The sequence below is a fragment of the Bacillus mesophilus genome (genome assembly GCF_011008845.1).
GTDB classification, from domain to species: Bacteria; Bacillota; Bacilli; order Bacillales; family SA4; genus Bacillus_BS; species Bacillus_BS mesophilus.
The window spans coordinates 303,675-327,067 of the sequence record NZ_JAAIWM010000003.1 but is presented as its reverse complement, the minus strand read 5'-3'; the positions used below and the strand labels follow the sequence as shown (position 1 = coordinate 327,067).

General features: G+C 35.8%; 24 protein-coding genes. 16 read left to right on the top strand and 8 right to left on the bottom strand.

All coding sequences use genetic code 11. The features are described from left to right. Window positions 1-69 precede the first annotated feature (69 nt). From G4D63_RS11550 to G4D63_RS11500, 11 genes are all read left to right on the top strand, one after another. The gene (locus G4D63_RS11550) at window positions 70-861 is read left to right on the top strand and encodes a transposase (protein ID WP_338023939.1); all 792 of its coding nucleotides are present in this window, start codon (window positions 70-72) and stop codon (window positions 859-861) included. 245 nt (window positions 862-1,106) lie between these two features. Continuing rightward, on the top strand, window positions 1,107-1,871 hold the full coding sequence (locus tag G4D63_RS11545) for a sensor histidine kinase (RefSeq protein ID WP_163179791.1): 765 nt from the start codon (window positions 1,107-1,109) through the stop codon (window positions 1,869-1,871). A gap of 14 nt (window positions 1,872-1,885) precedes the next feature. Continuing rightward, window positions 1,886-2,602: a response regulator transcription factor gene (locus G4D63_RS11540; protein ID WP_163179790.1), complete on the top strand. Its 717-nt coding sequence runs from the start codon at window positions 1,886-1,888 to the stop codon at window positions 2,600-2,602. A 13-nt stretch (window positions 2,603-2,615) separates the two neighbouring features. Then, the gene (locus tag G4D63_RS11535; protein ID WP_163179789.1) at window positions 2,616-3,680 is read left to right on the top strand and encodes a hypothetical protein; all 1,065 of its coding nucleotides are present in this window, start codon (window positions 2,616-2,618) and stop codon (window positions 3,678-3,680) included. 87 nt (window positions 3,681-3,767) lie between these two features. Further along, window positions 3,768-5,354: an ABC transporter substrate-binding protein gene (locus G4D63_RS11530; RefSeq protein WP_163179788.1), complete on the top strand. Its 1,587-nt coding sequence runs from the start codon at window positions 3,768-3,770 to the stop codon at window positions 5,352-5,354. Window positions 5,355-5,424: 70 nt separating this feature from the next. Continuing rightward, window positions 5,425-6,372: an ABC transporter permease subunit gene (locus G4D63_RS11525; protein WP_163179787.1), complete on the top strand. Its 948-nt coding sequence runs from the start codon at window positions 5,425-5,427 to the stop codon at window positions 6,370-6,372. 14 nt (window positions 6,373-6,386) lie between these two features. Next, window positions 6,387-7,307, top strand: a complete 921-nt coding sequence (locus tag G4D63_RS11520) for an ABC transporter permease (RefSeq protein ID WP_163179786.1) — start codon at window positions 6,387-6,389, stop codon at window positions 7,305-7,307. A 21-nt stretch (window positions 7,308-7,328) separates the two neighbouring features. Beyond that, window positions 7,329-8,219, top strand: a complete 891-nt coding sequence (locus G4D63_RS11515) for a DUF1028 domain-containing protein (protein WP_163179785.1) — start codon at window positions 7,329-7,331, stop codon at window positions 8,217-8,219. Between the two features lie 4 nt (window positions 8,220-8,223). After that, on the top strand, window positions 8,224-9,207 hold the full coding sequence (locus tag G4D63_RS11510) for an ABC transporter ATP-binding protein (RefSeq protein ID WP_163179784.1): 984 nt from the start codon (window positions 8,224-8,226) through the stop codon (window positions 9,205-9,207). 3 nt (window positions 9,208-9,210) lie between these two features. Further along, window positions 9,211-10,173, top strand: a complete 963-nt coding sequence (locus G4D63_RS11505) for an ABC transporter ATP-binding protein (RefSeq protein WP_163179783.1) — start codon at window positions 9,211-9,213, stop codon at window positions 10,171-10,173. Between the two features lie 558 nt (window positions 10,174-10,731). Further along, window positions 10,732-11,070: a hypothetical protein gene (locus G4D63_RS11500; RefSeq protein WP_163179782.1), complete on the top strand. Its 339-nt coding sequence runs from the start codon at window positions 10,732-10,734 to the stop codon at window positions 11,068-11,070. Window positions 11,071-11,323: 253 nt separating this feature from the next. Here the strand turns inward: G4D63_RS11500 and G4D63_RS11495 are convergent, their stop codons facing one another. Then, a complete protein-coding gene (locus G4D63_RS11495; RefSeq protein WP_205603832.1) occupies window positions 11,324-12,226 on the bottom strand; it encodes a DnaD domain protein in 903 nt (300 codons plus the stop codon). A gap of 550 nt (window positions 12,227-12,776) precedes the next feature. Here G4D63_RS11495 and G4D63_RS11490 point away from each other — a divergent pair. Then, complete coding sequence (locus tag G4D63_RS11490; RefSeq protein WP_163179781.1) at window positions 12,777-13,235, top strand: VanZ family protein; 459 nt, start codon at window positions 12,777-12,779, stop codon at window positions 13,233-13,235. Between the two features lie 180 nt (window positions 13,236-13,415). On the opposite strand, the gene yiaA is transcribed toward G4D63_RS11490, so the two are convergent. After that, the gene (yiaA, locus tag G4D63_RS11485; protein WP_163179780.1) at window positions 13,416-13,886 is read right to left on the bottom strand and encodes an inner membrane protein YiaA; all 471 of its coding nucleotides are present in this window, start codon (window positions 13,884-13,886) and stop codon (window positions 13,416-13,418) included. A 242-nt stretch (window positions 13,887-14,128) separates the two neighbouring features. Between yiaA and G4D63_RS11480 the strand changes: the two genes are divergently transcribed. Beyond that, the gene (locus G4D63_RS11480; RefSeq protein WP_204559092.1) at window positions 14,129-14,383 is read left to right on the top strand and encodes a helix-turn-helix domain-containing protein; all 255 of its coding nucleotides are present in this window, start codon (window positions 14,129-14,131) and stop codon (window positions 14,381-14,383) included. 295 nt (window positions 14,384-14,678) lie between these two features. On the opposite strand, the gene G4D63_RS11475 is transcribed toward G4D63_RS11480, so the two are convergent. From G4D63_RS11475 to G4D63_RS22465, 6 genes are all read right to left on the bottom strand, one after another. Continuing rightward, window positions 14,679-15,614: an SMI1/KNR4 family protein gene (locus tag G4D63_RS11475; RefSeq protein ID WP_163179779.1), complete on the bottom strand. Its 936-nt coding sequence runs from the start codon at window positions 15,612-15,614 to the stop codon at window positions 14,679-14,681. 254 nt (window positions 15,615-15,868) lie between these two features. Continuing rightward, on the bottom strand, window positions 15,869-16,600 hold the full coding sequence (locus G4D63_RS11470; RefSeq protein WP_163179778.1) for a hypothetical protein: 732 nt from the start codon (window positions 16,598-16,600) through the stop codon (window positions 15,869-15,871). Window positions 16,601-16,707: 107 nt separating this feature from the next. Next, a complete protein-coding gene (locus G4D63_RS11465; RefSeq protein WP_163179777.1) occupies window positions 16,708-16,878 on the bottom strand; it encodes a DUF2750 domain-containing protein in 171 nt (56 codons plus the stop codon). A gap of 140 nt (window positions 16,879-17,018) precedes the next feature. Continuing rightward, window positions 17,019-17,402, bottom strand: a complete 384-nt coding sequence (locus tag G4D63_RS11460) for a MarR family transcriptional regulator (RefSeq protein WP_163179776.1) — start codon at window positions 17,400-17,402, stop codon at window positions 17,019-17,021. A 170-nt stretch (window positions 17,403-17,572) separates the two neighbouring features. Further along, entirely contained in the window at window positions 17,573-18,223 is a 651-nt protein-coding gene (locus tag G4D63_RS11455; protein ID WP_239585947.1) for a hypothetical protein, read from the bottom strand. Between the two features lie 875 nt (window positions 18,224-19,098). After that, the gene (locus G4D63_RS22465; RefSeq protein WP_420837814.1) at window positions 19,099-19,224 is read right to left on the bottom strand and encodes a DUF7716 domain-containing protein; all 126 of its coding nucleotides are present in this window, start codon (window positions 19,222-19,224) and stop codon (window positions 19,099-19,101) included. 719 nt (window positions 19,225-19,943) lie between these two features. Here G4D63_RS22465 and G4D63_RS11450 point away from each other — a divergent pair. The 3 genes from G4D63_RS11450 (at window position 19,944) to G4D63_RS11440 (ending at window position 23,393) form a co-directional block, all read left to right on the top strand. Then, entirely contained in the window at window positions 19,944-20,660 is a 717-nt protein-coding gene (locus G4D63_RS11450) for a GDSL-type esterase/lipase family protein (RefSeq protein ID WP_163179774.1), read from the top strand. A gap of 250 nt (window positions 20,661-20,910) precedes the next feature. Next, window positions 20,911-22,263: a S8 family peptidase gene (locus G4D63_RS11445; RefSeq protein WP_240458646.1), complete on the top strand. Its 1,353-nt coding sequence runs from the start codon at window positions 20,911-20,913 to the stop codon at window positions 22,261-22,263. Between the two features lie 275 nt (window positions 22,264-22,538). Beyond that, a complete protein-coding gene (locus tag G4D63_RS11440) occupies window positions 22,539-23,393 on the top strand; it encodes an SGNH/GDSL hydrolase family protein (RefSeq protein ID WP_163179772.1) in 855 nt (284 codons plus the stop codon).

Here is a 23,393-nt window from a genome sequence, read left to right as displayed (position 1 = left end):
TATTTTTATCCTTCCCTAAGCTTAACCAAATTCCAAGGACAATAGTTTATATGATTCTCATTACTAGCATTGTTTTTTTATGATGTAATTGGAGGTGATAGATGTTTGCCAAGAAAAGCAAGGAAACCCAGCAGGAGTGGGGTTTACCACATTATTATGAGAGGTATTAATAGACAAGTGATTTTTGAGGATGAAGAAGATAAAGATCAGTTCCTAGAGATTCTTGTAAAGTATAAGAGAATTAGTGGGTTTGAACTGTATGGTTATTGTTTGATGGATAATCATGTTCATCTTTTATTAAAAGAGGGTGAAGAATCGATATCCAAAGTGATGATGAGAATTTGCTCAAGCTATGTCTATTGGTACAATTGGAAGTATGAACGGTGTGGGCATTTGTTTCAGGAACGTTATAAGAGTGAAAATGTAGAAAACAAGAGGTACTTTTTGACGGTTCTCCGATATATTCATCACAATCCTTTAAAGGCGGGGATCGTTCAATCCGTTTGGGATAGTAGGTGGACAAGTATTCATGAATATGTTCAACATGTCAGTATAGTAGATATTGACCGGGGACTTCGTTTGCTATCAGAGGATCGTAAGGTGGCGATCTATTCGTTTAAGGAATACATGGAAGAAAGTAATGCCGATAAATGTCTAGAATATGAAGTGAAACTTTCTGACTTGGAGGTAAGGGATTATCTATTTTCTCTAGGTATAGAGAGTAGTAGCATGCTTCAACAGATGGACCGGGACCAAAGAGATGTCATTCTTTCTAAGGTAAAAGAAATTAAAGGAGTTTCCTTGGGACAGATTTCAAGGATTACTGGGATATCAAAAAGTGTTATATATCGAGCTAAGTAGCAACGTTTATGACTTTGATGAGAAAAGGAGTGAAGCGATGTCGACAAAAGTAACCACTGGTACAAGGTCCCTGTCCCCTCGTACCACCCTCGTACCAACATTGTTATTTACTACCAATTCCTTTCATGCTAAAATCACTATAACAGAAAATTCCAAAACTTTAATTATTATCCAGGTACTACATACTCTCCTTTTTTAAATCAAATAAATTCTCCTTATAAAATGTCGGACTAATCGGTGAAGAAATGCTATCATATGAGATTTTTTTTCTTATTCTTCTTATTAGTATTATCGGACCTGTTGCTGGGTTATTAGCGCTAGTGTTTTATAATATGCTTGAAAAACAGACTTACTTGTTACGCGTTGAAAACCGACAAATTACTCTTGAAAAAGAGCTTGAAAAAAGTAGATTTATTCAACTTAATCAACAAATACAACCTCATTTTTTATTTAATTCATTAAACTCACTTTATGGACTAGTTCGATTAAAAAAATATGACATTCTCTCTCAATCCTTTGAACATATGGTTCTGTATATTCGTTCTAAATATCAAGAAAAGGACGCATTGATTCTCTTAGAAGAAGAAATTTCGCACACCCAGCATTATCTTGAGATTCAAATGCTTCGATTCGGGTATCGACTTGAGGTCATTTGGGATGTAAATGAAGTGGTAAACAAAGCTCTTACAGTACCTTATTTACTCCAAACATTGGTTGAAAATTCCTTCAAGCATGGAATTGAAATGATTGAGGGAGATGCTCTTCTCCAAATCACCATTCAAATTGTCGATCACGATGTGATTCAGATGGTTGTTCAAGATAATGGACCTGGTTTCCAAGGGGATCCTTTTCTATCAAAGGAATCAGGAATAGGACTAATAAATGTAAAAAGAAGGCTTGAGTTATTATTTGGTAATAAGTCATCGATCACCATTCAAGATGTAACGAAACAGAATAGTGGTGGAGTCATTATTGTTAACTGGCCATTAACCTATCAGAATCTTCAATAATAGGAGTGGATAAAATGAATGTTTTGTTAGTAGACGATGAGCCAATTGAGCTTGACCAATTGGAGTTATTAATTCATGATCACTTTCCTAAATGGCAGATCGAGAAGAAACGAAATGGCTCAGAAGCTTTAACATTTATTAAGCAAATGAAAAAGGAAGGAATAACGTATCATCTGGCCTTTATTGATATTATGTTATCTGGAAAAAATGGTCTTGATATTGCTGCAGAAATGAAGGAACTTATGCCAAGTATGGATTTCATTGTTGTTTCTGCTTTTCAGGAATTTGAGTATGCAAAGCAGTCTATGTATTTAAAGGCTTTGGACTACTTGGTAAAGCCCATCATTGAAAGTGAATTTAAGAACGTTTTAAATGGATATGTTAATAAATATCCAGAACATGGAATCGACTCTGAAGTTATTCAACAAGCCATCAAAATTGTTCAGGAACGTTACCAAGAACCAATAAAGCTATCAGATATTTCTAGAGAACTTCACATTAATGCCAATTATTTTAGCCGTTTATTCAGTGAGGAAGTGGGCATTCCTTTTTCTGATTATTTATTACAGCACCGAATTGAGATGGCTAAACAACTCTTACTTAAGAAAAAGAACTGGTCAATTCAACGTGTAGCAGAGGAATGTGGGTTTAATAGTCAACACTACTTTAGTACTTCTTTTAAGAAGATCACCCAATTTTCCCCATTAAGGTATCGGAATTCAGCAAGTTAGTAGGAGACGAACTATGGTAGAAAGTAAATCTTTAAGTTTAACGATTTTAATAGGTACCTGGCTCTCAGTAAGTATCGTATTTCTAGCAGGAGAAATTATCTTTCGTTATGGTGCATTAGCTGGAATACTTGTAGTTGCTGCCCTATTAACTTCCTTTATCCTGTTAATGCCATTATTAAAATATGAGCCTTCACTCACACCAAAGTTAAATTCATATAGGAGTGTTATTTTCTTTATATGGCTTTTGGAGATCCTTATTCTAAATATGTTCATTGGAACGATTGTCCTTGAAGTCGGCTTCCATATGAGTAGACTAACTTCATTTCTGCTCCATTTTATTGTGATGGTAAGTGTTTTGATTGGGTTGAATCCTTCTAAAAAAGTGTTGAACTTCATCATAGTAGTAAATATTACATTGATCTTTGTACTAGCTCAGTTCTTACCTACCTATATTTATCTACAGGAAGGAATTGAAACGGTCTATCATAATCTATTACACTACCATCCGAAAGTTTTACATATTAATCAAGAACATCACCTCATTTATTTTGTTGTGGCAATCTTCATCTTTAGCAGTAAATTTTTTTTATTACTCCCCCTTTTTCGGAAGTATGGTGGTTCAGATGCCTGGACAGGAATACGCAAGCTTTTTGTGTGTATTCTCATCATTGCGACCATGATCCTGGCTTTTTCTACGATGACCATTTTTGCTATGACACAAAATTTAACAACGGAGCATCTTAACGAGCTTTTGTTATTATTGATTAAAAAACAATCATCTCCTTTCGTCTTTCATCTGATTATTGTGATGTTGTATCTATTAACCATCCTTTCTACCGTAATCTCATTCAGAGAGTTTGAGTTTATAACTAAATTAAAACTTAATACAAGTAGACATAAGATGATTCAAGTTGCGATTCTGTGCTTCTTATTTATATTTACCGCTTTCATTTACAAGAAGGGAGCAACCATCCTTTCCATTTATTTTTATCTTGGAAGTATAATAGGTATGCTCTCTTTCTTTCTAGTCATTATTGCATGTATTAAGTTAATTAAACTAAAAAGTAACAATATTTAAAAAAGTCAGAAAGATATTGAAAAAATATCCTTCTGATTTTTTTATACTTAACTTGTACTCGTAAAAAGGTAAAGGGGGAAAGATTGGATGAAAAGAAAGAATAAGTTATGGCTTGCCCTGTTATTATCATGTTCATTATTGGTAAGTGCGTGTTCTTCACAAACTTCTGATAAGGCAGGTTCAGATGGAACCCTTGTTGTAGGGCTTGAAGCTGAGCCGACGACGTTAGATGCTCATCAGCTATCAGATTATAATTCTAGTAGAGCTGCAATGGAGCTTTATGATCAACTTGTTAAATTTAAAGATGAAAGCACAGAGCTTGAACCAGATTTAGCCGAGAAATGGGATATTTCTGAAGATGGTAAAGAATATACATTCCATCTTAGACAGGATGTAAAATTCCATGATGGCACTCCATTCAATGCGGAAGCTGTGAAGTTTAGTATTGAGCGTCAAACAGATTCTAATCATCCTTATCATGATACAGGAACATTCGCTTATGCTGATTTTACATTTGGTCCTGTAGAAAAAGTAGAAGTAGTTGATGAGTTTACTGTCAAAATTACTCTTAAAGAACCTTTTGCTCCATTTTTAAGTAATATGGCGATGCATGCGGCTAGTATTGTTAGTCCAACTGCACTAGAAAAACACAGTTCTGATTTTACAATGAATCCAGTCGGAACTGGACCTTTTAAGTTTGTAAGCTGGAATAAGGGTGTTGAAGTAGTATTGGAAAAGAATGAGGATTATTTTGGTGGAGCTCCATCCATTGATCAGCTAATCTTTAAACCTATCACTGAAGCACAAACTCGTTTAGCTGAACTAGAATCTGGAAATATTGACTTGATTGTAAATATACCACCAGATGATCTTGAACGTCTTCGAGGAGACAGTAATCTTCAAGTGATTGAACAAGCAGGGATGCATGTTTGGTGGACTGCACTAAACACTCAAAAAGAACCATTTAATAACGTGAAAGTTCGTCAAGCTGTAAACTACGCGATTAATAAAGAAGCGATTGTTGACGGAATCCTACAAGGAACAGGTGAATTGGCAAACAGCCCGGTTCCACCAACTGTTTGGGGACATAACCCGGACGTAAAGAATTATCCATATAATCCTGAGAAGGCAAAAGAGTTACTCGCTGAAGCTGGTTACGCTGATGGATTTGATGTGACATATTGGGTGCCTGAATCCGGTTCAGGTATGCAACAGCCACAAGCCATGGCAGCTGCTATTCAGTCAGATCTTGCAAAAGTAGGGATTAATGTAGAAATACAAACATTAGAATGGGGAGCTTATTTAGATAAGGTCTTTGTTCCACAAGAAGATAATGACATGGATATGCACCAAATGTCTTGGATTGGAGATAACGGTGATCCTGATAACTTCTTATATATCCTTCTTAGCGGCGAACAATGGCCAACAAATGGATTTAATGATGCATACTACCAAAACGATAGAGTAGATGAGTTATTAAAGGAAGCTCGTATTACGAAAGACAAGGGTCAACGTACAGCTATGTATGAAGAAGCTCAAGAGCTTATCATGGAAGATGCTCCATGGGTCATCATTGATCATGAGAAACAAATTGTTGTCGCAAATAGTTCAGTGAAGAATTTCAAACTACATCCAACTGGTGTGTTCCGTTTTTCTTCAGTCACGTTAGATTAGGTAAATGAGCAGTAGAGAGGGGAGAAATCTCCTCTTTACCATTTTTTTGATTGAAAGAGGTGGCTCTTAGGTGGCGTCTTATATACTACGAAGAATAGGTGGGCTAATTCCAGTTTTATTTGGTGTTACCATTCTTGTTTTTGCTATCATGCATTTATCTCCAGGAGATCCAGCGAAAATCATGTTAGGACCAAAAGCAACTCAAGAATCGATTGATAAGTTGAATATGCAATTAGGTCTAGATCAGCCATTACATATTCAATATTTTTCTTGGATTGGTAATATGTTTAGTGGTGATTGGGGAAGGTCCTTACAAATGAAAATGGACGTGTTACCTCTTTTAATGGACCGTTTTGGTGCAACTCTCATTTTAACATTGTTTAGTGCATTAATTGCAGCTGTTATCGGGATTGGTGTTGGAATCATATCAGCTTATAAAAAATACTCGTGGTTAGATCGTGGTTTAATGCTATTTGTTCTGATCGGCTTTTGTTTGCCAGTATTCTGGTTAGGAATCATCCTGCAAATTGTATTTGGATTAAAGCTAGAAATCCTGCCAATCTCAGGAATGTATTCTCCAGGTGGATCAGGACTATTTGAGCTATTAAAGCATCTTGTCCTTCCGTCACTTGCGTTATCGGCTGGAGCAGGGGCCATCATTGCAAGGATGACACGTTCAAGTATGTTAGAGGTTTTTGAACAGGATTATATTCGAACTGCCAGATCGAAGGGCATTCATGAAAGACAAGTCATTTACATTCATGCATTAAAAAATGCATTTATCCCAGTGTTAACTGTATTAGGGATGCAAGTGGGTTTTTTATTGGCAGGAGCTGTTTTGGTAGAAATGATTTTCTCCTGGCCAGGCATTGGAACGCTTATGATTAATGGAATTATGGCACGAGATTTTCCACTCGTTCAGGGTGTGATCTTGTTCGTGGCAACGACATATGTTCTCGTCAATTTAATTGTAGATATTTTATATGCAATACTTGATCCCCGAATTTCCTATCAGTAGGTGGTGAAAGAAAGATGGAACCAAATATCAATTTTAATGAAACGCCTCCAATTAAAGGCGAAAATCGAATCAATATAGAAAAAGTGAAGAAGGTCGAAGGACCATGGAAGATCGCTTTTAAAAAGTTTCGAAAAGATAGGGCCGCGATAGTAGGAACAATCATTTTAATGATTATTCTTAGTTTATTATTTTTAGCCCCAGTATTACCCCTAGCCAATCCAGAGGAAGTTGATTTAGCCAACCGACTTAAACCGATTGGAAGTGAAGGATCTGTACTCGGTACTGATGACCTGGGGAGAGATCTATTAAGTAGACTTATTTGGGGTGGAAGAGTCTCAGTTGCTATAGGCTTTATTGCGGTTGGAATTGCCCTATTTTTTGGAGCTATATTGGGTTTAATTGCAGGATATTTTCAAAGGTTCTTTGATACTGTCATTATGCGTTTTATGGATATCTTAATGGCCTTTCCATATGTCCTTTTAGCTATTGCGATTATTGCTGCTTTAGGACCTGGGTTAATGAATACGATGATTGCAGTAAGTATTGTAGGAATACCTTATTATGCACGTATTGTGAGAGGTAGCGCCTTAATGTATCGAAATATGGAATTTGTATTGGCAGAACGTGCCCTCGGTGCAGGTCATGGCCATATTATTGTTCACCATATTTTACCGCACTGTTTTCCTCCATTAATCGTTGCTGCGAGTCTTGATGTAGGCTGGATGATTTTAGCTGCTTCAGGGATGAGCTTTTTAGGTCTAGGTGCCCAGCCTCCGATGTCAGAGTGGGGTGTTATGTTAAGTGAAGGACAAAAGTTTATTCGTGTTGCGCCACATGTAAGTCTCTTACCTGGATTTGCAATTTTCCTTGTCGTACTTTCACTCAACTTAGTGGGAGATGGATTAAGAGATGCATTTGATCCTAAATCAAAATAAATGGGAAAGGATGAGCGATAGATGAAATCAATTAAAATACCTCGAGACTATGTGAATACATTTTCAATTGTCGGATATGACCCAGAAACAAAAGAGCATGGCGTAGCTGTTGCATCTAAGTTTTTAGCTGTTGGATCACTTGTTCCATGGGCAAAAGCTGGAGTCGGAGCCATTGCTACACAATCTTGGGTCAATGTGGATTATGGACGTAAAGGATTACAATTGATGGAAGAAGGTAAAAGCGCCGAAGAGGCACTTAGTATCTTAACAGAGCATGATGATAAAAAGAATTCTCGACAAGTTGGATTGGTTGATGCAAATGGTAATGGGGCCACACATACAGGTGAAGATTGTTATAGCTGGGCAGGTGGGCTTGTTGGAGAAAACTTTGCCTGTCAAGGAAATATCCTAGTTGACGATCAGGTTGTAGTTGCCATGAGTGAGGCATTCAAAAATAGTACGGGAGACCTTGCTACTAGACTATTAAAAGCTTTGTCTGCTGGGGATGACGCTGGAGGAGATAGTCGAGGAAAACAATCTGCTGCCCTTTTGGTTGTAAAAGATAAGGGTGGATATGGTGGATTTGATGATCGCTATATAGATTTACGCGTTGATGATCATCAGGAACCTGTAAGTGAACTTACTAGATTACTAGAGCTTCATCAGCTCTATTTTAAAAAATCCGAATCAAAGGATATCTTAAAGATAGAGGGACCCCTAAAAGATCAGCTCATCTCACAGTTATTAAAATTAGACTATATAAGCAGTGATCAACCAACTGATGAACAGCTTTTTGAAGGATTACATTCCTTTCATTTAATTGAAAACTTTGATGAACGAATCCAAAACGTTGGATATGTAGATAAAAAGGTAGTTGAGTTTATCGAAAATTTAGTGAAGCGAGAGGACTGATATCATGACAGCTCTCTTAGAAGTGAAGGATCTTGAAATCTTATTTAAGAAGGATCAGGATTATATTTCAACTGTAAAGGGTGTAAGTTTCCTCGTAAACACCGGAGAAACACTTGGTGTCGTCGGGGAATCTGGTTGTGGAAAAAGTGTCACATCACTCTCAATCATGGGGCTGCTCCCAAGTGATTACAGTAAGCTTGGTGCTGATTCTAAAATTGAATACAATGGAAAATCATTAATTAAGATGTCAGACGGTGAATATCGGCAAATCAGAGGGAAAGAGATTTCGATGATTTTCCAGGATCCGATGTCATCTTTAAATCCGGTATTAACCATTGGATATCAGATGAATGAAATGATTTTAGCTCATTCAAAAGTATCAAAGGCAGAGGCGAGGAAAAAATCAGTTTCCATGTTAAAAAAGGTAGGGATCCCAAGAGCTGAGGAAATTATTAATGAGTATCCACATCAGCTTTCTGGGGGAATGAGGCAGCGGGTCATGATTGCCATTGCCTTATCCTGTAATCCCAAATTATTAATTGCTGATGAGCCAACCACAGCTCTTGATGTCACCATTCAAGCCCAAATTCTTGATCTAATGAAATCATTACAACAGGAATTCAATACGGCGATCATGTTAATCACCCACGATCTGGGGGTAGTAGCCGAAAATTGTGACAGAGTGATTGTGATGTATGCTGGAAAAGTGGTTGAAGAGGGACCAGTAGAACATATTTTTAATCATACAAAACATCCATATACAGTCGGCTTATTGCACTCCATACCGAGTTTAGCAGATGAACAACAGCGGCTGATGGACATACCAGGATCGGTACCATTAGCTGACCAAATGCCAAAAGGCTGTCGTTTCGCCCCTCGATGCCAGTTTGCCACTGCTAAATGCAATGAACAAGAGCCTCCGAGAGAAAAAATTTCAGAAGAACATTTTACTAGCTGTTGGCTTTACAGTGAGGAAGGTGTGAATTAACAGATGGAGGAACTATTAGAAGTTCGTAAACTCAAAAAATACTTTCCAGTAAAAAAAGGACTCATCCAAAGAACAGTAGGTCAAGTAAAGGCAGTCGATGAGGTGTCTTTTTCATTAATCAAAGGGGAGACATTAGGACTGGTTGGAGAAAGTGGATGTGGAAAATCGACGTTAGGTAGAACTGTCCTTCAGTTGCTAAAGCCCTCTTCGGGTGAAGTGATGTACAAAGGAAAAGACCTAACAAAAATGTCATTTAAAGATCTTCGTCCGTTTCGAAAAGAGATTCAAATGATATTTCAAGATCCATATGCCTCTTTGAATTCTAGAAAGTCGATTCGGGATATTTTAACCGAGCCATACAAGATTCATAGCCTTTACACAAATAAAGAACGAGAAGAACGAGTAAGCGAGATGCTTCAGAGGGTCGGGTTAAACCAAGCATTCATGAATCGTTATCCACACGAGTTCAGTGGTGGTCAAAGGCAAAGAATTGGGATTGCTAGAGCACTAATGCTAGAACCCAATCTAATTATTGCAGATGAACCAGTGTCAGCACTTGATGTTTCAGTCCAAGCCCAGGTGCTGAACTTAATGCAGGATCTTCAAGAAGAGTTTAAGTTAACGTATTTATTTATTGCTCATGATTTAAGTGTGGTGAAACACTTTAGCACAAGGGTTGGGGTCATGTATCTAGGAAGAATGGTTGAACTAGCAGATAAGAAAAGCTTATATGACCAACCTTCACATCCGTACACACAAGCCTTACTATCGGCCGTTCCTGTTCCAAGAGTCGGTGGAACAAGAGAAAGAATCATATTAACAGGAGACGTTCCAAGCCCTCAAAACCCACCTAAGGGCTGTGCCTTTCACACAAGATGTTCCCAATGTATGGATATTTGTAGAGAAGTTAGGCCAGAGCTAAAAGAGATAGCTAAAGGGCACCAAGTGGCTTGTCATTTGTATTAGTGGGACGAGGGAGGGACGAGGGGACAGGGACTTTGTTCCAGGAGCCAGGGGGGACGATTCTCCTGGCTCTTTTTCTATCTCTATTATTCTTCAATCTACTCTTTCTACTATTAGGTCAATAAGTAAACAAAGGTCCAAGTAAATCTTAGACCAGAGTGACGATGATTCTTTTGGTCTGTGTCCACTGAAAAAATAATACCAGAGAACCTTCCCTATGGCTTCCTGGCTTCTGCTGGTACGAGGTCCCTGTCCCCTCATCCCCTTGATGAACTTAAGGGTTTGGTTTTGTCTTCATTTACTTATTGAAACCAAAGAGCAGCTACTGTTTTAGAAAAAATAGTGACTGCTCTTATTTAAGTAAAGGAGAAGGTTATCTGGAAGGGATTTATTAGAGATTAGTAGAATTGGTCTTTATTATGCACATCAATGTTTAGCACGCTTCAAGTAATATGTCCTAGTCCCACTGTGTATTACTAGTTAAAGGATTATTATATTAAGTGCAGAATTGATTAATATGGAGCAATAGCATATTGATTTACTAGATAAAGGAGTGACTACATGAAAAATAATAAGTTTTCGTTGTTTCCTTACATGATTGGGTTGTTCCTATTTCCTGTCGTAAGTTTGATATCTCTGTATTACTTAAACCCGATGATTTGGAACATGGAAGATAATATATTACAAAACATTTTATATGAAATATACAGCAAAAGTTTTTACCTTTCTCCGATTTTTTGCACCGTTCAGTTTCTATATTTTATGATATATCTCATCACAAACATTCGAAAAAGAAGATGGAAACTTATTTTTCTCGGATTCGGACTCTTGTTTTTATCGTTATTAGGATTAGGAATCTGTTATATGCGAGTTTTGGCAGCAGCAGCTGGAATTGGTTGAAAAATGAGACGATTCGTATCCTTTCTATTCGAGGCCCCTTTTTGTAGTAAAGTGGATTCAAATTCAATAACGGTGCATTAATCAAAGAAGGATTGATGCCTTTCCTTGTTAAAGGGAAGGTTAGTTGGAGGGACGAGGGGACAGGGACTTTGTTCCAGAAGGACACTCTGTCAATCGCGGTTTAGTAGAGTCTCCTTTAGCCAGAGGTCAATGCCTCTGGCTAAACTCCCTGTCTCAATAACCATAAACCTACTCACAAATCCTCACCTGCTGTTAGATCCAGTATAAAATGCTTCGGAGTCGCTCTATCTCCTAGAAAATCTTCTAATCTCCCTCTTACCTTTGTATTAGACTGCATAGCCTCGTTATAGGAGTCTATTTCTTCTACCGTCAACAGAGATGAGTTTTCCCAGTTTTTAAGGATTCCCACAACATAATTCAGTCTTCTAGTATTATTTGAACAAGCAATGGTCATTGCTTTAAGGATTATACCCTTTGGATTCTTAAACTTGGAGTTTTCTAACCACGACAGTAATTGCTGTTTCCCATTCACATTTGATAAACCAAACCCATTTTCATCCCAGAAGGTAATAATCTCCTTTGTATCGTCTTCAATAAAGCTATCAACTTCTAGATTATCCTTAATTGGTAATTCTGTTTCTATCTGAGTACCGGTCGAATGTTGATTCGTTAACGACTCATCAGCTGCTACTACTTCTTCTGCTTTTTCAGAATTACAAAAAGATAAATAAATAGCTCGAATGTCTTCCTTCGTCACGCCTTCTGTAACATAGGCAATAAGCGAGAGATCTTCCACCTCTTTAAGTTCGGACACAATACAATCCATAAAAGGCTTTCCACCTTTATGAATCGTGTTATATTTCCCCCAGTGTTTGATCGCTAGCTCTCTAGTTTCAGGATTATAGCGTATTACCTTGTGATGATGAATAAAACGATTCATTAAAGCAGCTACACTTTCAATCGAATACCCCGTATCAAAGGCGATTTGCTTCTTCGTCACTTTATAAATCCCGACTTGTGTTGTAAGGGGATTTGTCAAAAGATATAGCATGAAATATCTATCCTCTGGAGACATTTCTTCTGAAACAATCGGATCCACCCAAAAATCTGTTCTCACGATTCTAAACTTTGCCATTCATAACACTACCTTTCTAGTAAGAAAATTTTAGTAACCTTTCATACTTGTATATAGTGAAAAATGGATAAAAAGGGGTGGGGACTTTAAAATTTTTTTACCCTCAGAGAGGAATTGTTTTACTTTTGATTATTCGTTTAGTTTGTTTAAAGGCTAATGTTTAATCTTTATCTTTGGTCCCCAGTTTAAAAACTCTCCTGTCCTAGATTATTTACCTCTATACTTTGTTGGAGGTTTATTTATTGTTGTTTTTTTCTTTTCTTTTTCTTCTTCTTTTTGTCTACCTATCGTATGACGATTCGAATAACGTATCGTGGCAAGTGATAGTAATCAGTAAATGTCCTGCAGATCTTAACTTTTATCGAAGAAAAAGTAACAGACTATACATATATAAGAATATAAAAAATATAATAAGAAATTAGTGAATAGAAGCCAGCGGGACAAGGGGACAGGGACTTTGTTCCAGATAAGATACAGTTTTAGTAAATTAATATAAGCTGAACTTAGCAAATGATACATATGAAATCAGGATAAGGAGAACTAAAAGGTAATGAAGAAGTTTATATCTTGGACAGCTGTAATCCTATGGATGGGATTAATCTTTTATCTATCATCACAACTTGCTACTGAGTCTAGCAAACTTAGTAGAGGTGTGACAGATGTTTTACTTGAAAGTGTAGAAAAGATTGCACCTGATTCTAAATTACATATTAGTGACTACAATCATATAGTTAGGAAAAATGCGCACTTCTTTGTTTATTTAGTACTTGGGGTATTAGTTATCAATGCTTTAGACAGAAGGAAGAAGAGGAGTATGTTACTCGCTATAGGAATTTGTATACTTTACGCTATATCGGATGAATTTCATCAACTATTTGTTCCAGGCAGAGGTGCACAAGTTAAGGATGTGTTTATTGACAGTGCTGGGGCATGTATTGGGATAGTGGTATATAACTTAATTAGTAGACGGATCGAGGGACAGGGACCTCGTTCCAGCTATTATAATTAAGATAGGTCCATTTTTAGTGCCCTTTCTTATAGTTGCTTGATAAGTACAGCTTGAATAATATAACACTGAGTATTTTAAGGTGAAAAAAGACAAGAGTTCGGTACAATACCGAACTCTTGTTGAATAGGCTTCTTCTGATTTTTTTAGATCACTGAAATTTAAATTTTCAAAGGAAATAACTTAAGCTCTTTCTCTAGCCCTCTGTGTGTCTCTAATATTCTTTTGAACCGTGATGGCTGCAAATAGACTAAGTACAAATGACATCGCATAAAATCCCTTCTCGCTTAAAACAATACTTCCCGCATTGTATAAACCGATTGCCATTAATGAGATTGATATAATAAGAGCCAGCCAACTAATACCATAATAAATAGTAGTAACAGGTATGCCTTCCTCTTTATCTCTTACTGCTTTTTGTAAAGATACCGCTGCATAGAGTCCGAATACTAAAACAGCAAAGTAATACCCTTTTTCGTTAAGCTGCATCGTTGCATTGAACAAGCCTATAAGATAAGCCGTAACACCCACTAAAAGTGCTGCCCAAGAAGCACCTATAAAAGCCGGAGTTGGTTCCCCATCTTTTCTTTCTTCTTTTATCTTTTTTTCATTTGGTTTACCTGTTTCAACTACTACATCATGTTCATTAGCCATTGGTTTTCCCTCCGTCTTTTTATCAAAATGGCACCGTTTATACACTATAATGCAAGTGCATCTACTTAAGTTTATTATATAGAAATTTATTACAAATAATAGAAATTTTTTTACATAATTCCATTTTTTGATGGTACAAGACTTATGCCTAATTCTACTGTGTGGGTATTTTTCGAATTTTTTGGAAACCTTTTAACGTTGAATGACGTCTATAATGTATAAGGTTAAAAGGGGATATTTTAGTGAATACATTAGGCGAAAAGTTGAGATTACTCAGGATGATGAGAAACATTACACAAGCGCAACTCGCAAAAGAGTTAGGAATTGGAGCGAATAGTGTAAACCGGTACGAGAATGATGCAAGAATTCCAAAGGAAAAGACTATGAAGAAGATTGCTGATTATTACGGAGTACATATAGATGATATTCAAATTATAGCGGGGCAGAGGGACGGTTTTGCGTGTCACCAAAAATTCACGGTTACGTTGGTTGAATAGTACCCATTTTTAGATTTTCTATTAGTAAAACCCCAGGAATCGTTTCCTTAAACCGTTCCGTTTTGGGGTGCATATCACGTAATTGGTAATGTAAATGTCGGGCAAACTGACAACAGTTTTGACACGCCACTTTTTTAATTTATGGAGTTTTTTGAGTCCTAAAGACGTATAGCTTCTTCTTTAAGTAAAGCACCCTTAGTCTCGAATAAGAAAAAAGCGATCTTTCATTATTGAAGAATCGCCTCCATTGGTTGAAAAAGAACAAATGTTTTACACTATCCTTTTGTAATAAGTATTATTCCTCATCTCCAAAGTCAATCATCAATCCAACAACCTCTTTAGAAATGTTATATTTTACTTTCACATCGTACATTCCGTCACCATAACCAGACATTGAAACCGCACCACCTGGAACAACTCCCCCTTGTGCATCTGAAGCTACCATATCACAACATGCAACATAATATTTTAATCCAACTTCATCAATCTCTATGTCATAAACATTTTTCACTTCATATTGGATAGCTTCATCTCTACCGAATACTGCAAGATCAAAGATTCCAGCTTGTGCAGAGTCAACGGCAATTGGTTTATCATAATCATGCCATTTTCCACTTGGTTTCTTTTCTCCATAAAATACAAGTAAACTTTCAACCACTTCTTCATCAGTATAAGTGATGGATACCGTCCAATTTCCATTTTTCACATTTGAAAGTATAATTTGCAGCTCTTCTTCATCCACCTGATAACATGGATCAGTAACGATTACCTTTCCACTTTCTACTGTAAAAGTACCAACTGTTTTGGGCTTAATTGTATTCAATTTCGGCACATACCAATCAATAAATTGGCTTAATGTTGATGCTTTACAATCGCTAATCCCAGTTTTTTCATTCCAAAGAAAGATTAGTTCCTGCATAAATCTTTTTCTAATGCGGTAGCAAAGTTTATCACCATTGATATTTTCACCGATACAAATCATATCACTCGGTACATTTTCCGGTCTGTTCTCTCGATTTTGTTTTACAATATCAATTGTTAATGTTGATTGATCATTAGTTAGAATAGGGAACAAAGTCCAATCACCAAATTTTGCTCCATTCGTTTCTAAAAAAAGGGCCTTGTATTCATCTGGAAAAATAGCACCAAGTGCTTTTTCTGTTTTTTTAAAATCGAGTAACGACACACCAGCCACTTTTGAACCCGGATTAATCATGTTTATTACTTTCATTTCTTCCTCCATAATACTTTCGGATTATTATGAATACTTAATTACAAATTAGCTTTCGATATTTATATTAAGAACCCTTTTTTATTCAACAAATTAATGTCATCTCTTATTTACGAGGTTATGTATAATTCTCCCCCTTTTACCGTTAGTCAAAAAGAATATAGAAAAATATAACCTGGATCATCGCATCCTTTAGCTGACCGACCAAGCAGGATTTAATATTACTAGCCATACCTATTATCAAAAGGTATACATTAGAATTTAACGGTCCATTGTTTGGTTTCTTTAACATTAATAAGTGCAACTTCTTCCTTGGAAATCCACTTCAAACTCCCAAGATGTGAAACAAAGCTCCATTCATTAGGTCTCTCAGAAATTACTTTGACACTCTTTATCTCCTCACCGCTTCGTGTTTTTATGTTTAGACTAATGTCGAAAGTGTTTATTTTATGTTCGCAAAAAACCTCTGCAATAAACTTTCTAGAAGGACTAGTCTTAGATTGCCAAACATAATTATTGATGTAATCTATATTAATTATCTCTTGATAAGGTTGGTCAAATAAATTTTTATCCCATTGTTCTTTTTCGACTACTAAATCTATACCTTTTTTTAAAGCCTCCAAAATAAGTTTTTTCTTTTCATATTCTTCTAATTGAAAATAACTGGAGATGTCAAATATAACTTGTACTTCAGTCACTTCTCCAACAGTTTTTATATCACTGTTATATATTTCTTTAACACCTTGAACTGTAATTTTCCAACATTTATCGTTTTTAAATTTTGTTTTCTTAAAAAAATTTTCGTATAGAGAAGCAATACATCTCATTTCATCTCTTAATTTCATTCTCTTTTCTTTCCAGTTCTTTTCATAATCAAATCTAGTTGCTTCGTAATACTCCCAACCATTCTCTCTCATCAATCTAGATATATAAGCATTATCTTCAATGTAGTCTAAATCAAGTTCAAACTCCTTTAAAATAGGCAAAACATTCACCACCCCTTTAATGAATTGAAGGTTTGCACGATTTCCTTCATCATAAGTTAAAAAAACAGCTGCTTATGTACACTTACACTCGTTAATTCAACAAGCGTTTATGCTTCATCTGACCCAAAAAGCATAACTACTGTATCTTCATATTCGTTCGATTCACACACACACCATCCATCTTCACTTTTTAGTCCCCAGACCGTATCACTGTCTAAAACTCTTTTTACAAAGCTCTCATATTGCCTTTTAGAATTTATAGTTAAGTAAATATTCATAACTAATCTCCTTTGTTACTTATTTAACCAAAAACTTCTATGAAAAAAGTTATATCCTTATTTAATTCTTTTTCTCCTTTACTTCAACAACAACAGCCACTAATCCTTCTAGGATCAGTGGCTGTTCAGCACCAGTTTAACTAAAATAGCTTACTTTTTGTATTAACTAGTTTACGTTTAAACTCTTCTAATACTTTTTTCCTTTCCTTATAATCTTCAGCATCTCCATCTTCCCAAAGTTCAAGATCAGCACCTTTTTCAATAAGGAAGATAGCTTTCTTTTTAATAGAATTAGTTAAAGCTTTATGTCTCATTTGAAGACATGCAAGAGATATATACAAAAGGGATTCGTCCGGCTGTCTATCTTCTTCATCCTCGTATTCGGATAATTCTTCCTGATACGATTTAAGAATTATTCTTGTTGCCTTCCTTGGACTAATCCCTTCATCCATTAGTTCCTCCCATTCATCTTTAATATCACAAGAAAAATCATCTTCCCATAAACCTGTACCCCAAGCTCCCATTACTATTCTCCTTTGTTTAGATTTATTTATTAATTAATATATTAGGTAAGCCACTTAAATTAAATTTCGCTGTTGATCATCGCATCCGATAGTTTAAGTAGGTTTATTCACATGATTATTTATAAGGATGCTGTCCCACTTTATTACGTTCTTGGTTACATCAAAAAATATTAATCAATAAATTTAAATGTTGCATATTTTCCTTTTTCAATGATTGATTTATATTCTTTATTTCCATTTTTTTCTTCTAATAATGATTTCAGTTTTTCATAACTGTAATTATAATGCCTCTTATTGTTGAAACCAGATACCCGTATTGTCGGATGGTCCAATAAAGGTTGCAAGTTGCCGTCCAAAATATTTGTCCCATAAGGAGAGAATTCGATCAGTTTAGGGAAATGATTCACAAAAGATAAATCATCAATACTTCCGCACGAATAAAGACGGAGAACTCGTAGGTTTTTTAGTGACATTAAATCTTCTCCAGGGACAAATTTCTTTGATTGATTAACATTTAGGATTTCCAAGGTATCCGATAAACCAGATCCCCCCCCGTCACTCGATAATTTAGTACAGTAATGTAAATCGAGACGTTTTAAATCTGATAATTTCTCTATTCCATTGAAATCATGTATATTAGACCAATTTAATTCTAAATATCGAAGTCCTTTAGGAAAATCACTAAAATTCCCAAGCTTACTCTTTTTGTGATGCCAGAGAACTAAATATTCGGTATCCTGCGAAATCTGTTGTAACGTTACCTTTTCATTTTGAAAATTAATATGAACATAAAAGTTTTCAGGAATATCCTCAAACCACATTGTATTGTATCTCCAGTAGTCCATTTGAATCACTCCGTTGTTTAGTAGTATCTGCTAACTGTTATTTAACTAAAATGCTCTTTGCTCAACTTCAAAGTGCTGCCTAGATTTGTAGCAAGGTTCGGAATTCTTACACCATTATTTTAAGTAATCGTTTTAGAAAAACATAAAAAGACAGCCCATTAAAATAAAAATTAAACCAAATAAAATACGCAGTCCTTCACTAGAAATCGGGTCAGATACTACGTCTAACATCACAACTATCATCCTTTTTATAATTTCTCCTCTTGTTTCACCTTCTATTTTAAGGATTTTAAAAACCGAAGTAATTAAGTTCCAACAATAATGAGAACAACGGATACCCAAACCAAAGATTTTCACTTACCATTATAAGTTTTGTAATCGCAACTTTAACGTAGAATTCTCCCAGATTCATAAAATTTCTTTCTTTACCTTTACTTGAATAAAAAAAGGCGTTCTTGTAGAAACGCCACCTGTTGTTAGTTTAATGTGGAAATCATCATTTTATTTGTTTATCGAGAAAAAGCACGAACTTTCTTTGTGCTACCTCACTATGAATAATTCTTTTAACACGAATTTTACTTTGTAAGTAGCCCCTAACGTACTTATTGGCAAAAAATAATCGGTGATACTTCTGATTTTTATATATATTCCTAAACCACTCTTCTTGTTTTAACATTTCAATGTTACTGTCAATTCTTTTAGTATTTAAACCATATCCATAACCAATAGCTACGAATAATTCTTCAATAAACGCAAATAAGAAACTTAACATAAAATTTATACACCTCTAAAATTTACATACGTTAGATAATTCTACACAGTTTAAGGGAATCCTTCTTCAACTAAACTCGTTAGTCAAAACTTATAAATGCATCATTTTTATAGTAAAACATAAATGCTTCGAATAGTTCATATTCTCCAATTTGTGGACGCTTTTGCTTTGCGTTAATAACAATATCTTTGAACTTCAGAAACATTTAATACAAAACTTAGATTGTTTTCAATTGCTAATTGAGGTTCCTCATCATCATCAAAAAATCCATATTAATAAGTAAACTTTTTGAATCTAGGTTCCAATCTTTATTACCTGGAAGAAATAACGAATCGCTCCAAGAAAGTCCTTCGGAATTTAATGAAATTTTTCTTAACTCCATCAATTTCTCCATATGATACTCCTTACTTTAAGTTACATAATTATTAAATAACCTCTTTTTCCACTAAACTTCTCCGTTTTTTCTATAAATTCTTATGTATTTTTAATAACTTTTAATTGAAATGACGGTTAAACTGTCATCCAAAATGACAGGCTAAATGGCAACCTTCTTAATGAATTAAAACAAAAAATAGAGCAACTAGAAAAGAAGGTTAATAGATAAGTAGAAGTGAAGGGATCTAGTCCTAGTTATTTGAAATATAGCAGAAGAGTGTGACATCCGACCACCATCAAAAACCGAGTCTTATAATAAATCTAAAGGCTCTTTTTTATACTATTTTTCAATTTGAGAGTAATAGGAGGTGTTATCTCAGTCTTAGACAGTTCCTGTCGTCTACATAGAAATGCCGAGTAACTGATGGACACGGATTTTCTCTTTTTATGTAATATATTGTAGATGATTTCTTATATTTTATGGAAGATTAGTAAGTTATAATAGATTTATAGTAAAATATTACCATTAGTTGAAGAGGGGTCATTATAATGATTAGAAAAATATCAAGTATGCTATTAATTGGTGCACTCGCGTTATCACTTCCAACGTATAGTAGTGCAAAAGCAGAGAAAAAGATAGATGTGGATTATGTTAGTTTAGGAGATTCTCTAGCAGCGGGTCAAACTCCATACGGTAAGATTAACCTTGGTTATGCTGATTTTCTGAAGGATCGTATGGAACAATCACAGTATGAAGTTGACTTTGAAAAATTTGGCGTATTAGGTTATACCTCTGGACAATTATTGTTAGATGTTTTAAATAACCCTAATGTACAAAATGAAATAAAAGAAGCAGACATGATTACGTTAGATATCGGGGCTAATGATGTATTAGGTGCACTAAGTGTGAGTCCGCTACAAGCTGGTGCTGCGGTTGGAAAAGTTGGGTATAATTTGAATGTAATTCTATCCACAATTGATGAGTTAAATCCAGATGTTGAAGTTTATGTAATGGGATATTATAATCCATTCCCATATTTTCCTGAGGCTCAACAAAATCAGCTATTACCTCTAATGGATGCATTAAATTCAACGATTGAAAACGCTACTGTTACAAACGGAGATGTTTTCGTACCAACAGCAGATGTGATTGCCGAAAATCCAACACTTTATATTCCTAACCCAGCTGATATTCACTTAAGTCTTGAGGGATACAAGGTAATATCAAAAGAGTTTTGGAAGCATCTTGAAAAGGCTAATAAATAAGTTCCTAAGGAAGAAGCATGGAGAATATCCAAGCTTCTTTTTTGTCTCTGAAAACCACGGGACGTATCTCAGATAGCCAGGGGGATTGGTGGGGTACAACTTACTTAAAACAATTTAAAAAACAAAGTCACTATATTCATATTTTCTACATGGAACTACACGTTATAACAAATTAAACCCGTTGTCCTAAGGATAGCAAAATTATACAATTTAGTTGTTAGAATATTCTATACATAATAAGAGGAAGATGATGAAAAATAAGCTCATTTCAGTTGCTTTAACATCTGCGTTAAGTGCTGTTACTTTCCTTGGGGGCTTTGGGGTCAGTACAGAAGCGAAGACTTTAGATCAGAACTACTTAGTTGTGTTCAAATCAGAAAATCAATTACCTCAGAACTATCTAGATGTTATTAAAAATTCTGGTGGTGAAGTAAAACAATCTTTACCAAAATTGGGTGCTGTTAAAGTGAGCTCCGACAATCCAGAATTTTTAGCAGAAATCCAAAAAAGCAATGCAGTATTAGACGCTGGAACAGAGAACATTGTGTATCCAGACACTCCAGTTGAAAAAATAACTCTTCAAGAAAACCTTACACCTACAGAAGCTAACGATCTTTATAATACGTACCAATGGGATATAAAACAGGTAACCAACAATGGTGCTTCGTGGAATTTAGAAGGTGGAACTGGAAAATCAACAAATGGTGAGGATATTGTTGTAGCAGTCGTTGATACCGGAATAGATTATACTCACCCTGACCTAAAGGATAATTATGCTTATGGAAAATCTTTTGTTCCAGGAATCGAAAGTGCGATGGATGAGGATGGACATGGAACGCACGTGGCCGGTTCAATTGCTGGTAATGGCCGCGTACTTGGAATTGGGCCTGAGTTAAAGGTAGCTGCATACCGTGTTTTTGGTCCAACAGGAGGTGCCTATACATCTGATATAGCTAATGCATTAATGACAGCTGCTGATGATAATGTAGATGTGGTGAACATGTCACTTGGAGGATATGATTGGTTTCAAAACCCTGACTATGCCACAAAAGATATCGTTGCAGATGTTCGCCTTTTCAATCGAGCCATTCAATATGCTATTAAGCAAGGTGTTACGGTTGTTGGGTCCGCAGGAAATGCAGGGGTAGATATTACTAGTCCTGGAAAGCTATCAGGGGATGATAAAGGAGCGGTACACAGAAGTCCGAGCAGCCAAACCCTCATTCGAGTTGCTGCAAGTGGAGAGGAATTAAATCGTACATGGTATTCAAACTATGGTGTAGGTAAGATTGATGTGATTGCACCTGGTGGAGATTACGGTACAAAATGGTTAGAAACAGGAGACGGAGCTGACAGAGAAATAAATAAACTATGTCTTTCCACAATTCCTGGTGGTGGTTATGCATACTATGCTGGAACCTCAATGGCAGCACCTAAAACAGCCGGCCTAGCAGGGGTTATCATTGCAAAATACGGTAAAGACGTATTATCACCAGCTCAGGTAAAACACATAATCCAAAGCTCTTCAGATGACTGGTTCAAGCCGGGATATGATGGAGAATCTGGATTTGGTTTTATTAATGCTGTAAATGCTTTAGATTAATAGAAGAATAAAAATGGTGAATAGGTAAAGTTGAAAGGTTTGTAGTGGGACAGGAGTGAAGCATCCTGTTCCATTTTTAATTTTAGCGTGGGAGAGATGAGGTTTCATTTTAGATATTGGAAAGTGGAGGGGCCTCTTGTTCCTCCTTCCTGGCAGTATATGTATCTATTTGTCGTACCTTTCTTGTCTTTTACTTCTACTAATTTACAAATTTCTCCTAGTAACTCGGTTATGATGAATTACTAGAGTTAGGATTTGTAAAGGAGATGGAAGATATGAAGACGAAAATCATTCTAGTAACTCTATCCATTACGATGGTGGCCTCAATTATAGTAGGGAATATACATTGGAAAAATAAGATTGAGTCATTTCATACAGTAGAGGTACAGAAAACAGAAACTTTGAGCACTTCAGCAGAGGAGCCGAACATAGATGCTTCTTCTGATACAAAGGGATCAGAGGAGAATTCGGAAGAAGTTACTACTTCTATTGAGAGTAACGTAGAAAAACAGAGCTACTTAGGAAATCTACCAGAAGATTTAAAGAAGAAGATCAACACGGCAATAAATCAGCAAAAGCCCCTGAATTTTCTTATTCTTGGATCAGCCTCTACTTCAGAACAGGAAACGGCTTGGCCTAATCTGGTAAAACAGAAGCTGGAAGAAACCTATGGAAAATCGGTTTTTACTATAACTGTAAAAGAAATAAAAGATAAAACGTCTAAAGAAGTTGTCGGTGGGGAACTTTATATGCCGTTGGTTGAGTCAGGAGCAGATATTCTATTAATCGAACCATTTCTTCTAGCAGACAATGGGAAAGTAAGAATGTCAGAGAGGCTAGGAAACTTGACGACCATCCTGGAAGCATTTAAGCAGAAGAACCCAACTGTGAAGGTCATCATTCAGCCTAGCAATCCCATTTATGATGCGTTCTACTATCCAAGAGAAGAGCGGGACTTAAGAATCTATGCTGAAAGAAACAACTACATCTATTTAAATCATTGGGGTGCCTGGCCAAAAGCAAATTCACCTGAGTTAAAGGAGTTGCTTACGGAAGAAAGCTTGCCGAATGATAAAGGGAATAAGTTGTGGGCTGATTATTTAATCAATTATTTTGTGTCTGAAAATTAA

Coding starts and splice junctions, on each gene's coding strand:
- G4D63_RS11545 (WP_163179791.1), top strand. CDS start 1,107: ATGCTATCATATGAGATTTTTTTTCTTATTCTTCTTATTAGTATTATC.
- G4D63_RS11540 (WP_163179790.1), top strand. CDS start 1,886: ATGAATGTTTTGTTAGTAGACGATGAGCCAATTGAGCTTGACCAATTG.
- G4D63_RS11535 (WP_163179789.1), top strand. CDS start 2,616: ATGGTAGAAAGTAAATCTTTAAGTTTAACGATTTTAATAGGTACCTGG.
- G4D63_RS11530 (WP_163179788.1), top strand. CDS start 3,768: ATGAAAAGAAAGAATAAGTTATGGCTTGCCCTGTTATTATCATGTTCA.
- G4D63_RS11520 (WP_163179786.1), top strand. CDS start 6,387: ATGGAACCAAATATCAATTTTAATGAAACGCCTCCAATTAAAGGCGAA.
- G4D63_RS11515 (WP_163179785.1), top strand. CDS start 7,329: ATGAAATCAATTAAAATACCTCGAGACTATGTGAATACATTTTCAATT.
- G4D63_RS11510 (WP_163179784.1), top strand. CDS start 8,224: ATGACAGCTCTCTTAGAAGTGAAGGATCTTGAAATCTTATTTAAGAAG.
- G4D63_RS11505 (WP_163179783.1), top strand. CDS start 9,211: ATGGAGGAACTATTAGAAGTTCGTAAACTCAAAAAATACTTTCCAGTA.
- G4D63_RS11500 (WP_163179782.1), top strand. CDS start 10,732: ATGAAAAATAATAAGTTTTCGTTGTTTCCTTACATGATTGGGTTGTTC.
- G4D63_RS11495 (WP_205603832.1), bottom strand. CDS start 12,226: ATGGCAAAGTTTAGAATCGTGAGAACAGATTTTTGGGTGGATCCGATT.
- G4D63_RS11490 (WP_163179781.1), top strand. CDS start 12,777: ATGAAGAAGTTTATATCTTGGACAGCTGTAATCCTATGGATGGGATTA.
- yiaA (WP_163179780.1), bottom strand. CDS start 13,886: ATGGCTAATGAACATGATGTAGTAGTTGAAACAGGTAAACCAAATGAA.
- G4D63_RS11475 (WP_163179779.1), bottom strand. CDS start 15,614: ATGAAAGTAATAAACATGATTAATCCGGGTTCAAAAGTGGCTGGTGTG.
- G4D63_RS11465 (WP_163179777.1), bottom strand. CDS start 16,878: ATGAATATTTACTTAACTATAAATTCTAAAAGGCAATATGAGAGCTTT.
- G4D63_RS11460 (WP_163179776.1), bottom strand. CDS start 17,402: ATGGGAGCTTGGGGTACAGGTTTATGGGAAGATGATTTTTCTTGTGAT.
- G4D63_RS11455 (WP_239585947.1), bottom strand. CDS start 18,223: ATGTGGTTTGAGGATATTCCTGAAAACTTTTATGTTCATATTAATTTT.
- G4D63_RS22465 (WP_420837814.1), bottom strand. CDS start 19,224: ATGTTTCTGAAGTTCAAAGATATTGTTATTAACGCAAAGCAAAAGCGT.
- G4D63_RS11450 (WP_163179774.1), top strand. CDS start 19,944: ATGATTAGAAAAATATCAAGTATGCTATTAATTGGTGCACTCGCGTTA.
- G4D63_RS11445 (WP_240458646.1), top strand. CDS start 20,911: ATGAAAAATAAGCTCATTTCAGTTGCTTTAACATCTGCGTTAAGTGCT.
- G4D63_RS11440 (WP_163179772.1), top strand. CDS start 22,539: ATGAAGACGAAAATCATTCTAGTAACTCTATCCATTACGATGGTGGCC.